Source organism: Shewanella violacea DSS12, from assembly GCF_000091325.1.
Classification (GTDB): Bacteria; Pseudomonadota; Gammaproteobacteria; order Enterobacterales; family Shewanellaceae; genus Shewanella; species Shewanella violacea.
Genome location: NC_014012.1, coordinates 1951838 through 1964521, shown reverse-complemented (window position 1 = coordinate 1964521; position 12684 = coordinate 1951838). Strand labels below are relative to the sequence as shown.

General features: G+C 40.8%; 13 protein-coding genes. 3 read left to right on the top strand and 10 right to left on the bottom strand.

From position 1 onward, the window contains the following. Nucleotides 1-34 precede the first annotated feature (34 nt). On the bottom strand, nucleotides 35-364 hold the full coding sequence (locus SVI_RS08045; protein ID WP_013050999.1) for a DMT family transporter: 330 nt from the start codon (nucleotides 362-364) through the stop codon (nucleotides 35-37). A 130-nt stretch (nucleotides 365-494) separates the two neighbouring features. Then, nucleotides 495-947, bottom strand: a complete 453-nt coding sequence (locus SVI_RS08040; protein ID WP_041419794.1) for an HPP family protein — start codon at nucleotides 945-947, stop codon at nucleotides 495-497. A gap of 100 nt (nucleotides 948-1047) precedes the next feature. On the opposite strand from SVI_RS08040, the gene SVI_RS08035 reads away from it, so the two are divergent. Next, the gene (locus SVI_RS08035; RefSeq protein ID WP_013050997.1) at nucleotides 1048-1602 is read left to right on the top strand and encodes a TetR/AcrR family transcriptional regulator; all 555 of its coding nucleotides are present in this window, start codon (nucleotides 1048-1050) and stop codon (nucleotides 1600-1602) included. A 153-nt stretch (nucleotides 1603-1755) separates the two neighbouring features. Here SVI_RS08035 and SVI_RS08030 read toward each other — a convergent pair whose 3' ends face one another. The 8 genes from SVI_RS08030 to SVI_RS07995 form a co-directional block, all read right to left on the bottom strand. Beyond that, nucleotides 1756-3780 carry a hypothetical protein gene (locus SVI_RS08030; protein WP_013050996.1) on the bottom strand — a complete coding sequence of 675 codons (2025 nt, stop codon included), beginning with the start codon at nucleotides 3778-3780 and terminating at the stop codon, nucleotides 1756-1758. A gap of 624 nt (nucleotides 3781-4404) precedes the next feature. Continuing rightward, complete coding sequence (locus SVI_RS08025; RefSeq protein ID WP_013050995.1) at nucleotides 4405-4776, bottom strand: hypothetical protein; 372 nt, start codon at nucleotides 4774-4776, stop codon at nucleotides 4405-4407. A gap of 481 nt (nucleotides 4777-5257) precedes the next feature. Further along, the gene (locus tag SVI_RS08020; protein WP_013050994.1) at nucleotides 5258-5608 is read right to left on the bottom strand and encodes a VOC family protein; all 351 of its coding nucleotides are present in this window, start codon (nucleotides 5606-5608) and stop codon (nucleotides 5258-5260) included. A gap of 210 nt (nucleotides 5609-5818) precedes the next feature. Beyond that, nucleotides 5819-6217, bottom strand: coding sequence for a fosfomycin resistance glutathione transferase (gene fos, locus SVI_RS08015; RefSeq protein ID WP_013050993.1), 399 nt, complete (start codon nucleotides 6215-6217; stop codon nucleotides 5819-5821). Between the two features lie 120 nt (nucleotides 6218-6337). After that, a complete protein-coding gene (locus SVI_RS08010) occupies nucleotides 6338-6553 on the bottom strand; it encodes a hypothetical protein (protein WP_013050992.1) in 216 nt (71 codons plus the stop codon). 175 nt (nucleotides 6554-6728) lie between these two features. Further along, nucleotides 6729-7358: a hypothetical protein gene (locus SVI_RS08005; RefSeq protein ID WP_013050991.1), complete on the bottom strand. Its 630-nt coding sequence runs from the start codon at nucleotides 7356-7358 to the stop codon at nucleotides 6729-6731. 631 nt (nucleotides 7359-7989) lie between these two features. Then, nucleotides 7990-9270 carry an NAD(P)/FAD-dependent oxidoreductase gene (locus tag SVI_RS08000; RefSeq protein ID WP_013050990.1) on the bottom strand — a complete coding sequence of 427 codons (1281 nt, stop codon included), beginning with the start codon at nucleotides 9268-9270 and terminating at the stop codon, nucleotides 7990-7992. Nucleotides 9271-9311: 41 nt separating this feature from the next. After that, on the bottom strand, nucleotides 9312-10352 hold the full coding sequence (locus SVI_RS07995) for a proline racemase family protein (RefSeq protein ID WP_041419793.1): 1041 nt from the start codon (nucleotides 10350-10352) through the stop codon (nucleotides 9312-9314). Between the two features lie 203 nt (nucleotides 10353-10555). On the opposite strand from SVI_RS07995, the gene dapA reads away from it, so the two are divergent. Both dapA and SVI_RS07985 read left to right on the top strand, forming a co-directional pair. Next, nucleotides 10556-11470, top strand: coding sequence for a 4-hydroxy-tetrahydrodipicolinate synthase (dapA, locus tag SVI_RS07990; RefSeq protein ID WP_013050988.1), 915 nt, complete (start codon nucleotides 10556-10558; stop codon nucleotides 11468-11470). A 148-nt stretch (nucleotides 11471-11618) separates the two neighbouring features. Beyond that, entirely contained in the window at nucleotides 11619-12620 is a 1002-nt protein-coding gene (locus SVI_RS07985) for a 4-hydroxyproline epimerase (RefSeq protein WP_013050987.1), read from the top strand. Nucleotides 12621-12684 lie beyond the last annotated feature (64 nt).

Below are 12684 nucleotides of genomic sequence, written 5' to 3'. Positions count from 1 at the left end.
AACTAAAATTGAATTCCCTGCGGCTCATTATTAATCAATGGCTCACCGTCTTTGAAAATACATTAATAACAAGGACACCCGCTAATATTAATACCATACCGATTATGGCGGGAGCATCTGGTATTTGTTTGTAAATTACAGCACTGATTGATGCTATTAAGACTATTCCCATGCCTGCCCAAATGGCATAAGCGATACCCACAGGCACAGTTTTTAATACCAAGGATAAGAAGTAAAATGCAACTGCATACCCAATAACACAAACCGTACTAGAGGTTGAATGAGAAAAACCATCTGATGCTTTAAGTGCTAATGTTGCGATAACTTCTGCACCTATAGCTATAGCCAAATACCAGTAACCCATACTCTTAACCTCAATAAAATTATAACGCCAAGCTAACCGGCGGCATATTGGCGCCGTTATTTTTGCGCTTCAGCCTTCAAAAAATCGACAGTAAATCCGTTCAATTGAAGTTTTTAATAGCATTGTTTGATCAGTTAAATTTCTTTTGTAATTCTTGCATAAATTTACCAATCAAGACGATAACTAGCGCACCGATTAGAACAGGTGTAACTAGAAAAAACCAGCCCAAACTTTGACCGGATAGCATAATTAATAATGGATTAGCGCCAGCAGGTGGATGAGTTGTTTTTGACATTAACATTGCACTCACACCTATTCCCGTAGCTAAACCTAAGGTTAACGGCGACACCTCAATAAAATGCACAAAAAACAAACCTATAAATGCAGTGATCAAGTGACCAAATACTACATTTTTGGGCTGCGCTAAAGGACTGTCAGGCAAACCAAAAACAAGCACTGCAGTGGCCCCAAATGGAGCCATAATCAGTACAACATTTGTCAGATTTGTATCCAGAAATGAGAGTAGACCAATCGCAATAGAGGCCCCAAGTCCAGCGATTAAATGTGGTATAAGTTTGTTCATATAAATTCTCCCTCCTACAAAGTAGACAGACCTGTCTACCGCCATCATAGTAGACAAATCTGTCTACACTTGTCAATATAGTTAAATAACGGAGGTATGTATGAGTAAAAAACGCCAACTATTAATCGATACAGCTTTAGACCTTTTCTACATGTATGGAATAAATTCCATCGGGATAAACGAAATACTCAAAGTTTCAGGCGTAGCAAAAAAAACACTTTATAGTCACTTTGAAAGTAAAGACGCATTAATACTGGCTGCACTTGAACAAAGACATTTGATTTTTATTGACTGGCTAGAAGATAAACTTCAAAGAGCAAATACAGATGAAGACCTTGTATCTAGGTTATTTATAGCATTAGAAGCTTGGATAGCTAATACAGACCCTAAACTTGGTAGCTTTCGTGGCTGTTTCTTTATTAATACATCAGCGGAGTTTAGTGAACCAAGTAGTGATATCTCACTTTATTGCCGTGATCATAAACGGCAGGTTCATCAAGTTATCACTAAATTTATGCCCAATAGCGATCCTCTTTTTATTGATGCCGTTTGTATTATGCAAGAAGGCGTTATTACTGCAGCTTATGTTGCTAATGATCATACAGCAGCGAAGAAGAGCATTGAAATCCTTAAAAAGCTAAGGCAGAGTTTTTAGTACTCACACGTTAATAATCGGCGCTAAGCCTAGTTCAACATGTCAGTGCCCCAATACAAAACGCCCTACTAATTTCAACGAATGAGTAGGGCGAATGATGGGCTGTGAATTGGTAATAAGTTACAGCTAACACCTAATTAAATTTAAGGGTATTTACAATTGTGCACCTAGTTTATGGTGACAAATAAAGCGGTAGGTTTTATTTGGGTCGGCTTCGATTGGTGTTTCTTCAAACGCATCTGCAGCCCATGTACCATACTCAACAGGCTTACCTCTTTCGCTGATCACCAGCCATTCAGCACTCTCGAAACTTGACCAATTTCGAATGATACTATCTTCACTGTTACTAAAAAATGCAGCTTTAAGCACTTTATTAGGTACAACACCTCCCGATGTTCTTTGGCAATACTTAATAGCTTCATTAGGTGTTAACTTGATCCCTCTCGCAGCATCAGTTTCTTTACCAAGGAAGGTATCGTATATAACAGACTCTGCAGATAGAAATTCTCCTCCAGAGATAATAGTAAACTCGCTTGCCAGAATCGGACGATATAAACGATATTTGTTGCCATCAACATCGACGTTATATTCCTTCATGGGTTCAAAAGCGACCTTGTTGCCGCCTAGAGGAGCACCCGAGACATTCTCGTATTTTTCATCATAAGTCACTTCTTTACAGATATCCTGCTCATCACCATCTATATCCGTCGCTTTAACACAGAACTGAACAGGTCTATACCGAGTAAAGACAATAGAGTCATAGAACACGCTTCCTTTCCAGGAATTGAAAAAATTGCTCTTAAATGACATGGAATACTGAAACTCACTACCTTTTGCTTGCCACCATGACTGCGTAAATTCAGGGTAGTAAAAATTTTCAATAGCCAACTCACCACCTGGCGTCAATGAACCTTTAAAGCTGATTGTAGCCAAACGTTGCGCTTCACAAGCTGTTTTGCCTTTTGTGCCTAGTTCGTCATATGGCGTTACACAGAAGTAAATCGACGGTGTTGCCTTATTGATTAGACTCGCTTGTTCAACAATACTTGCACTGAGGCGGATTGTATCTCCTTCTGTCAGCGCAGGGCTATGGTCAGCATCAAGCTTCCACTCCAGAAGGCTTTTTCCTTCTGTATCATTGTTACCATCAAAGTACCTGTATTCACCTTTCAGCCTATAGCCTTCAATGTTAATCCCTCGAATGGAGACACCTGAGACAATAGGTGCAACGGGATCTTTCTCTATAACGTATACATCTTTTGAACACGTTTGCTCACTGGCTTTGGGACTTCCTGTTTTAGCATACACAGTGACACAGGCTTTAATTGATTGATTAACAACCTGGGGAGAAACAAGCAAGGATTTGGCATTTCCAACAATTGACTCCTTACTGTACCAGCGATATTGCCGACGAACAGAGTCTTCTTTATCATCATCAATATCGATGTAAACAGCTTCAACTGTGATCGTTTCACCGACTTTTATTTCATCTGCGCCGAAATTTAAAGAGAGCGAATCCACTGTTGGGGCACTGCCCATTGCCGCACGAATTGGTGCTGTTTTTTCAGAACAAGATTTATCATTGCTACTAGAATCATAAGTGGTGCAAACGTGAATACGTAAACCTTCGTATTTTTTTGTTAAAGCCAGAGTGCCCACTCTAATATCAGGGATCTGTACATCGTCTTTATACCAGTGATACGTCAATTCTTGGATACTGCCATCAACAAGTACGGTAAGCTCATGCCCTACTCTGCTTGCTTCTGATACGAAAAGAAAAGAGACCGTGGGAATGTGTATGATTACTCGACTATCAACGTAGGCAGATTGGCTACATACAAGATCACCTTTCAGTCGATTACCTGCATTGATAGGCAGTACACAAAACTTAACTTCACCTCCTTCAAGGGATGTATCATCAAGAAGTAATCTATCACCATCGGAAATTTTAGTGCCATCACCTTTTAGCCAGTAAGTGGTAGAGGCATCACTTTCACTCTTGTCATTGGCTTCAAACTCATATTGACCTCGCACTAGTTCACCAATTCTAGTATTGCCATCGATTGTTACATTGTAGGCAAAAGGAAGAATTGTGGGTTTTTTCTCTCCGCCACTGCCGCCACCACAGCCAAATAAGATAAAGCTCAACAATGAGCACAAAATCATTTTGTTATACATAGTATTTGTCATTAATTTGTATTTTTTGGTATATGTCGTAACTGCAGTTTCAGAATATAGTGACTATTGAAATGCACACTATATATTCTATAAACGAGTAAAACAGAAATAAACATCGTGAATAATGGCGAGACGATAACCTATCAACCACATCATTAACAGAACATTAAACTATACAAGCGTTTGATAACGATTAAATAATGCGCCGCGATAACCATAACCGATTGAAATGACTACTTGCCTGCGTGCAGTCTTTATTAGGTTTTTCTTTATGAAATAAGCTAAAAAACGAGCAGCACATTTTAATCAACTCACATACCTTCCCTATTGGGAACAAGTTATCAATGTGCTACTCGCCTATAAGCACAACCAATAAGATAATTAGCAGCTCTGAAGTTAGTAAAATGGTGAAACTGAGTGGTTTTAAGAGAAGTTAATGACATCTAGGCAGTGCTAAACGACTCAATGTATATTGAGCCTTTGTTAGCAGAAGAAATGATTGAGACTATCAACTAGCTTGAAGATATTGACAAATTTTAGAGATATTCCGTCGTCGTTTATCTAAAAGATAATTAAGAATGGATAGCTTGAAAATTTAAGGATGAGTGGCTTGATTAATTGGCTTTAATAACTTCCTGTGTATTTTTTGAGGACAAATATCTCATCATTAATCAATATAGCGGCCCTGTCATTGGCAATTAACTGAGCCGAATAACCACTTCTGCCAACATTAACAACCGATGACGGAAATTGAAACTTACTCGATTCTCCACTCTCTATTATCTCTAAATAAAAATCGTTAGTATCGAGTTCGCCATGCTGTATCAGCACCCTGTCGTCTACACTGTCTAAGATAAAGCATACCGACAAATCGTCTAAGATATGGGATAGCGGACAGTATCTGGTGTTAGTACCGCTGAGATAAAGCCAGAAAAATATCGCAAAAAATAAAACACTACTTATTACAGCTGCAAATAGGTATTTAACAATTATCATAGGTCATCTCGCATATTAAACTGTACGCCTTTAACTTAAGACATGTTACTCAGCATGATTTCTTACTGGCAAATTCCAATAAGTATGGGTGGATTAGATATTCTATACCACTTCGTAGGTGCGGAAATCATTTGGCCCTGCCCACGTTATTGCTGGGAAAGACCGGTGAAGTAACCTTTTATCTTTAAGGCTTTGTACTATTGCAGCTGGAGTCCGGGCGGCTCATCAGTAAATGCATACCCGTTCTCAATGAGACCAATGATAATACTCACCAGTTCTTCGTCTGTAGAATATGGCAATGAAGCATCTTGGTCAGAAACACTAACCTTGCCATTTACGATTTGAGTTACGTAGTTAATATCCATGCATCCCAAAGAGTGCTAACACCCCATTAAGAGGCTTTTGATAGTTGGCTAAAATGTGTAGCGAAGCGCAACCCAACTAACTGTTAAAAGTCCTGCTTGAATGGCTTATGATGTAATCACTCCGACCAAACTGCGAACTCATTGCCATTTGGATCACTAAAGTGAAACCTTCTCCCACCAGGAAAAGAAAATATAGGTTTAACTATCTTACCACCTGCTTTCTCAATATTATCTTGGGTCGTTTCAAGTAAGTTACTATACAGAACTATTAGGGGACTTCCATTTTTAGTAGAAACAACTAAATCGGATTTAAAAAAACCGCCATCAACGCCTTGAGCAGCAAAACTACTATAATCTGGGCCATAGTCCACAAATGACCAGCCGAACACGTCACTAAAGAAAGTCTTTGTAGCTTCAATATTCTTTGCTGGAATCTCAATATAATTTATTTGATTGTTTTTAGTCATTTCAGTGCTTCCATCCTTAATATCAGCTAAGTTATTTGCACTTGTGCTAGAGATAAATAAAGATAGCACTAGTGCTAGAATATATTTCATAAATCTTCCTGATTACATAACGCCCTCGTTAATGGGCAAAATATTGTTGGTTAAAATGATGATGAACGAAATACAGTAAACTGTATGCGATCCTGATTTAACAGCTTGTAATACTTCCGTTTAATACAAGTGAAAGCCATCGTATGGGTTTGCTTTTAAAAATTCAAGCCGCATGGCTAAATTACCCACGTGTAATTCCAATTTATGCCCGTTAGGATCTAAAATATAGAGCGAGTCACCCTCACTTTTATTCTGTTTCCATTGCTTAATTCCAGCGGACATCAATTGTGATTTTAATTTGGGGAAGTTTGAGGCTGAAATATCAAAGGCAATATGAGTGTAATCTTGGTTGGGTATAGGTTCATCGCAAGATAAACAAAACCAAAGTTTACCTAATGATAGATAGGCACCTTTGTTCCATCTTGCGTGAGGTTTCATACCAAGAAGATCCACATAAAAGGCAAAGGATTTATCTAAATCATTTACTGCCATTGTGATGTGATTTAGTCCGTTTAGCACCAGCTAGCCTCAGTCAACAAACGCCCCAATAAGGGGCTAAGTAATAGTTGGCTAAAATGAGCGAGGAACGAAGCGCAGCCAACTGTTGCGTGTTCCGTCTTAATTAGCTTGTTTACATAACTATTTAGATATAAAAGACTTAGCGTAACCAAATAAGCGGTTTTTAACTTGAACAGTTAAACCTAAACTTATGAGGGCTGATGAAAAAACTGAGATAAACATAATACTTTTGAAAATTTTAGCGCCTGTGAACAATGCAAAAAGTATAAGTAATGCCACATATCCTATGCCTATTAAACCTAATAAAAGACACATACCTTTAATATCGTTATTCATAACATTCCCTTGTCGATTCATATAAATTCTATGAAGATATAAACCTAAACTTAAAAACACACTCATAATATTGAGTATTGCTAACGCTTTTCTAATCGGATAAAATGATTGGCTATAATCGCGAACCGATGACCAACTGTTTAGTTCCGTTTAAGCAATTTGTTATACAACATATTTATTGAACAGAAAAACCATTCAAGAGATTATTAATCTCTGTTTTGTATTTATTTACTAAACTTGCGCCAGTGTATACTACAAACTGAGTAGAGCCAGAAGAGTCCGAAAAGTAGTAACCCATATATTTAAATTTGATTCCTTTCATTGTGCCAATCATTTCCATGTATATAAGTTTCATTCCATTTACAACTCTATATTCTTTCTTTACTACTTTGGTATCAGGGGCTGCTTCTCTAGCGTTGTCGAAAGCAATTTCAACCAATTTTTCCAGCTCAATTTCAATACGTTCTGTTATAGCCATTCCATATAAATCTCCAGCTTTAAGACCTAAATTATATTCAATAGCGGCATCATCACTTTTACTTTTAACAAATGCCCACTCTTTAGTATTTAGAGCAAAAGCTGAGTTATTTTTCTTACTTTTCAGAACAAATTTTGAGTTAGTCGGCTTATTGAAAACAGTAGGGTTTGTGTTTATTTCGATATCACGAGAGGCTTTGTCATCTTCATAAAGCCAAGTTCCATCGCCATTTAGAATCACAATATCGCCTTCTTCTGTTACTGCTTTTTGAACAGCACTAACATTAAAAGCAAAAAAACATAATAATAACGTAATAGATAATTTCATAACGAACCTTTTTTTGCATAATATCTGTATAATATTTATGTGCACGCCTTGCGCATTTACCCGCTTGGACCAGTGAACACGCGCATAGCTAATCATCTAATTATTAATGGCTTTTAGCCATTGACCCTAAAACACTTTCTGCAAAAACGAGAATGCACATTTCACTTGCCTCGCATTGAATTGAATAGCCAGCAAAACAAGTAAGTTAATGCTTTATCCCATTGAAGTTACATGCTTTAACATTTTTTAACAATAGAAAAGCGTGCATAAAGGCCAGTTCAGCATCCTGCTTCTCGTTCGTTAGCTTGAACCTATGCTTCACTCACCGACTCACGAACCTTCTAAAATAAAGAGTGCATATACCCAGCACGCCAGCCAATAGGTAACATGGAAGAAGCGAGCTTAGATCACATACCCCAACAGCAAAAATCACTGAATTCCGGCTCAAAAGTTCTGCCGGAATGACGCAGAGTATCGACCAAAACAACATGAAACGAAATGAACCAAGAGAAACCAAGAGAAACCAAGAGAAACCAAGAGAAACCAAGAGAAAAATAGCACTCGTCTTCATGGGAAGACGAGCACACTTTATTGAAAAACACCTGACTTTCAATGCTAAATACAAGCAGATTTAGTTAAACCTATCGATGCGATAATCACTCAAATCAATTTCGGTTTGCTTACCAGCCATCTCTTGGCTGACCAACTTAGCTGTGATTGCTGACCAGGTCAGTCCCATGTGCTGATGACCAAAAGAGAAGAATACATTCTTGTGTTTATCACTGCGACCAAGCACTGGAAGGCTGTCTGGCATAGAAGGTCTAAATCCCATCCAACGTTCACCATCTGTAGCAGTTGCATCGGCAAACAGCTCAGGCAGTAAGGCCTTACCGTGAGGAAATAAGCAGTCTGCACGAGCCTCAACTAAGGGGGCTTTAAGCCCTCCAAACTCAACCGTACCGGCGAGTCGAGTGCCATCAAGCATAGGTGTGATGATAAATTTTCGATTATAGGATGCCACCGGCCGAGACAGGGAACTCTTCTGCGGCATCATCAGGTGATAACCTCGCTCGGTTTCCAGGGGCACGTTGTGACCTAACTGCTTGGCAAAAGGTTTGGACCAGGCACCAGAGGCTATCACCAGCTTATCGACCCAGTGCTGCTCGCCCGAGCTTAAGCGGATTGAAACATTGACCTCATTCATGGGAGAACAATCGATAGCAACCAACTCATCTGTGATGATCTCTCCACCAAGGGCGATAAACTTATCGGCAAAGGCTTTACATAAACGATATGGATCTTGGGTGTGGCCCACATGGGTGAAATACAGGCCATGACTAATATTACTGCTCAAGCTAGGTTCTAGCTGCCTGACCTCCTCTCCCGAGAGTAAACGCACGTGTACCCCAGCATCTGCATAGTGATGATATTCCTTGGTGACTTCATCGAGAGGAGTACCTTCAAAAACCAGTAAACTGCCATTGAGTGTCACTAAGTCTGAGCAGTCACAAAAATCGGTTAATTCTACTAACGCCGCAATAGATGCCTGATTTAATCGCTTAATGGCTTGGCCATTGTGCGCCCTCTTACCCGGCAACATGTTCACTATAAATCGCATAAACCAAGGTAACGCTTTGAAGAAATAGGCAGGTTGAATGCGAAATGGCCCAAGGGGGTCAAGTAACATGCCAGGCAACTTAGGTAACATGCCTGGATCGGCTAAAGGAAAAACCTGCTCACTGGCAAAATGACCGGCATTACCTTTAGATGCGCCGGCGGCAATGCCCTCTTTATCTAAAATTCGGACCTTGTGCCCAGCTCGCTGTAACTCAATGCCAGTCGCTAAGCCTATTATCCCAGCGCCTACAATAGTCACGGTTCTTGTTACTAAGCTATTTGTGTTATCACTCATTTTTAATCTCTTATCAGCGTGTCTATTATAAGCAGCATCATTTAACGTAACATAAATCCATTTTGAAACTGATCATCAGGATCTATGATGAACTGATGGCGGCCGGTGATATATGAACGGCCTGATACTTGTGGTATCACAGCACGCTTGCCAAAATATTCATTTTCTACAGTGGCACTTACGATCATCCTACCATCGACAATACTTTCTATCATCAGCTCTTGATTGAGCTCAACCTCTCCCTTGGCATACAGGAGTGCTATGCGGCCAGCAACCCCGGTACCAGTGGGCGATCTGTCCACTTCACCGTCGGCAAAAATACACACATGACGGGAATGAGCTTGTTTATCTGTGACCTTTTTAGAGGTAAAAATAGTGCCATAGAGAAAACTTAAATCCTCTTCGATTGGGTGTACTAAGGGATGAGCAGCCATCACAGCTTGCTTTATCCGCCTACCCATATCGATGAGTTGCGCCACATTTTCTTGACCACATGAGATCCCATGGGCATCTGCATCCACATAGGCATAATAAGCCCCCCCGAAACCTATATCATAGTTAACACTACCGAAACCATCCACCATCACAGTGCACGCTAAAGACTCAGCCCAAGAAGAGACATTTAAAAAGCTCACATGGATCTTGCCCTGACTATCTCGGATAGCCTTGGCGGTGATCAGTCCAGCAGGTGCATCGATTTTAATCAGTTTTGATTCAACGCCTAAACTGATAGCGCCCATTTCACAGGCAACCTTAACTAGAGCAAGAATGCCATGACCGCACATGCTGCTATAGCCTTCATTATGTAGAAACAATACGCCGAAATCGGCACCTGGCGTAACTGGCCGGGTAATCAGCGCCCCATACATGTCCGCATGCCCTCTTGGTTCATGCATGAGTAAAGTGCGGTACCTGTCCAGATGACGTGTTACATATTGACGCATCTCAAGTATGGTTTCGCCTTTGATCTCAGGATAACCTGAGATAATTATCCGCAAAGGCTCCCCTTCGGTATGAGCATCGATTGTTATGAATTGTTGACACTTTTCTAATAATTCAGCAGGGAGATAATTCAAATTCAAGGCCTACTCCTTCCTTATATTTTGCATGCAATATATAGTATTTATCGACAGCAAGGATAATTAAAATCTAATAGGGGCTTTTATTCCCCTTAAAATTGTATACAATATACTATAACTTCTCGGAACAAGCCAAATTAAGCATACGTTTTTCCGGTTAATTACATCTTTTATATGAAGCATTAATAGCTCAAGAGGTCTTAAACATGAAAGTAAATTGGCAAGGTGTTTTTCCAGCAATCTCAACTCAATTCAACGATGATGGTTCAATTAACTATGAATCCAATGCCCGCATGCTTGAAGATCTCATCAGAGACGGTATCGACGGCATCATTGCTTTAGGCACTATTGGTGAAAATGCCTCATTGAGCCCTGAAGAGAAGCGTGAATTTATTAAGCACACAGTTGAAACAGTGAATGGCCGAATCTTGGTACTCACAGGCTGTACTGAAAACACGGCAGAACAAGCTAGCCTTTATGCTCAAGATGTTGAGAAACTAGGTGTAGATGGTTTAATGCTACTTCCAGCTATGGTTTATCGTGGTACTGACCGTGAAGTTGTAGCTCATTTTCAGACAGTGGCTCGCTCGACTAAATTGCCTATCATGATCTACAACAACCCTGTTGGTTATGGCATAGACATCAACTTAGAAATGACAGCGATTCTTGCAGAAGAAGAGAACATAGTTGCCATTAAAGAATCCACAACAGATACACGCCGCCTAACTGAGCTGCAGAGCCGCTTCGGTGATCGTTTCAGCATACTTTGTGGCGTCGATGACATCGCCCTAGAAAGCATATTCTTAGGTGCAACTGGCTGGATTTCTGGCCTGACCAACGTATTCCCACGTGAATCGGTCACCCTATTTAAGCTTGCTCGCGCCGGTCGCATCGAAGAGGCCCGCGAGATCTACCGTTGGTTTATGCCTCTACTTAGATTAGACACAATCCCGACGTTAGTGCAGTGCATCAAGTTTGCAGAACAACTACTTGGCCGTGGCAGTGAAAATGTCCGTATGCCACGCATGACCTTGATTGGTGATGAGCGTGCCATGGTAGAGAAAGTGATTAAAGAAGCGATGGACACTCGCATCAATCTAGACAAGTACAACCTGGATTAATTTTACACCTTAGTATTCTTATACTAGAAATCGCTAAATGTTGATGACCCCTGGTGACTTTGATTGACTCGAGTCAAGCTTAGTCACCATTATCAAATAAAAATTAAGGGTCAGAAACCACGATTGAAGCAAACGGAGTAAAGTAAAGATGTTAAAAGGCACTTACTTTTGCGTCGATGCTCATACATGCGGAAATCCTGTACGCTTGGTCACCAGTGGCCATCCGGATCTCAAGGGCCGCACTATGAGTGAGAAGCGCCAGCACTTTCTCAAAGAATATGATTGGATCCGTAAAGGATTAATGTTCGAACCAAGAGGCCACGATATGATGTCGGGGGCTTTTTTGTATCCGCCATGCAGTGACAACGCCGACGCATCAATCTTGTTTATCGAAACCAGTGGCTGCCTGCCCATGTGTGGACACGGCACCATAGGTACCATCACAGCGGCTATCGAATCAGGCCTGTTGACGGCCAAAGAGCCAGGTAAACTCGTTATAGATGTACCTGCGGGCCAGATCCGTATCGAATATAAGCAGACAGGAGAAAAAGTCGATTGGGTCAAGATCTACAACGTCCCAGCTTACCTTGCTCATCAAGATGTTATCTTAGATATCCCGGAACTTGGCACCCTAAAAATAGATGTATCTTATGGCGGTAACTATTATGTCATCGTCGAGCCCCAAGCCAACTTCCCCGGATTAAGAGAGTGGACCGCTGCCGATATTCTCAGGTGGAGCCCTATCGTCCGCCAGATTGCCCATGAGCAGTTAACCTGTGTGCATCCTGATGACCCAACAGTATCTGGTATCACCCATGTTCTCTGGACCGGCGAAACGATCAGTGAAGGATCCGATGGTGCCAATGCAGTATTTTATGGCGACAAGGCCATAGACCGCTCTCCTTGCGGGACAGGTACCAGCGCTCGCTTGGCTCAGTTATATGCCAAGGGAACGTTAAACGTTGGCGATAAATACACCCATGAAAGCATCATAGGCAGTCAATTTATCGGCTGCATCGAATCAGCCACTCTTGTTGGTGAACACAAGGGGATCATGCCGAGTATTCAAGGCTGGGCCAGAATCACCGGCCAAAACTCAATAACCATAGATGACAGTGACCCATACGCCTTTGGCTTTCAAGTTACTTAACCCCATAACTTAACATCAGTTTGTTTCTGGACACCATCTAAGAAGCAAACCAAATAGGGAATAA

Excerpts from the sequence above, each read along its gene's own strand:
- SVI_RS08020 (WP_013050994.1), bottom strand. The coding sequence starts at position 5,608 with ATGACTAAAAACAATCAAATAAATTATATTGAGATTCCAGCAAAGAAT.
- SVI_RS08000 (WP_013050990.1), bottom strand. The coding sequence starts at position 9,270 with ATGAGTGATAACACAAATAGCTTAGTAACAAGAACCGTGACTATTGTA.
- SVI_RS08035 (WP_013050997.1), top strand. The coding sequence starts at position 1,048 with ATGAGTAAAAAACGCCAACTATTAATCGATACAGCTTTAGACCTTTTC.
- SVI_RS08010 (WP_013050992.1), bottom strand. The coding sequence starts at position 6,553 with ATGAATAACGATATTAAAGGTATGTGTCTTTTATTAGGTTTAATAGGC.
- dapA (WP_013050988.1), top strand. The coding sequence starts at position 10,556 with ATGAAAGTAAATTGGCAAGGTGTTTTTCCAGCAATCTCAACTCAATTC.
- SVI_RS08040 (WP_041419794.1), bottom strand. The coding sequence starts at position 947 with ATGAACAAACTTATACCACATTTAATCGCTGGACTTGGGGCCTCTATT.
- SVI_RS07985 (WP_013050987.1), top strand. The coding sequence starts at position 11,619 with ATGTTAAAAGGCACTTACTTTTGCGTCGATGCTCATACATGCGGAAAT.
- SVI_RS08045 (WP_013050999.1), bottom strand. The coding sequence starts at position 364 with ATGGGTTACTGGTATTTGGCTATAGCTATAGGTGCAGAAGTTATCGCA.
- SVI_RS08030 (WP_013050996.1), bottom strand. The coding sequence starts at position 3,780 with ATGTATAACAAAATGATTTTGTGCTCATTGTTGAGCTTTATCTTATTT.
- SVI_RS08005 (WP_013050991.1), bottom strand. The coding sequence starts at position 7,358 with ATGAAATTATCTATTACGTTATTATTATGTTTTTTTGCTTTTAATGTT.
- SVI_RS08025 (WP_013050995.1), bottom strand. The coding sequence starts at position 4,776 with ATGATAATTGTTAAATACCTATTTGCAGCTGTAATAAGTAGTGTTTTA.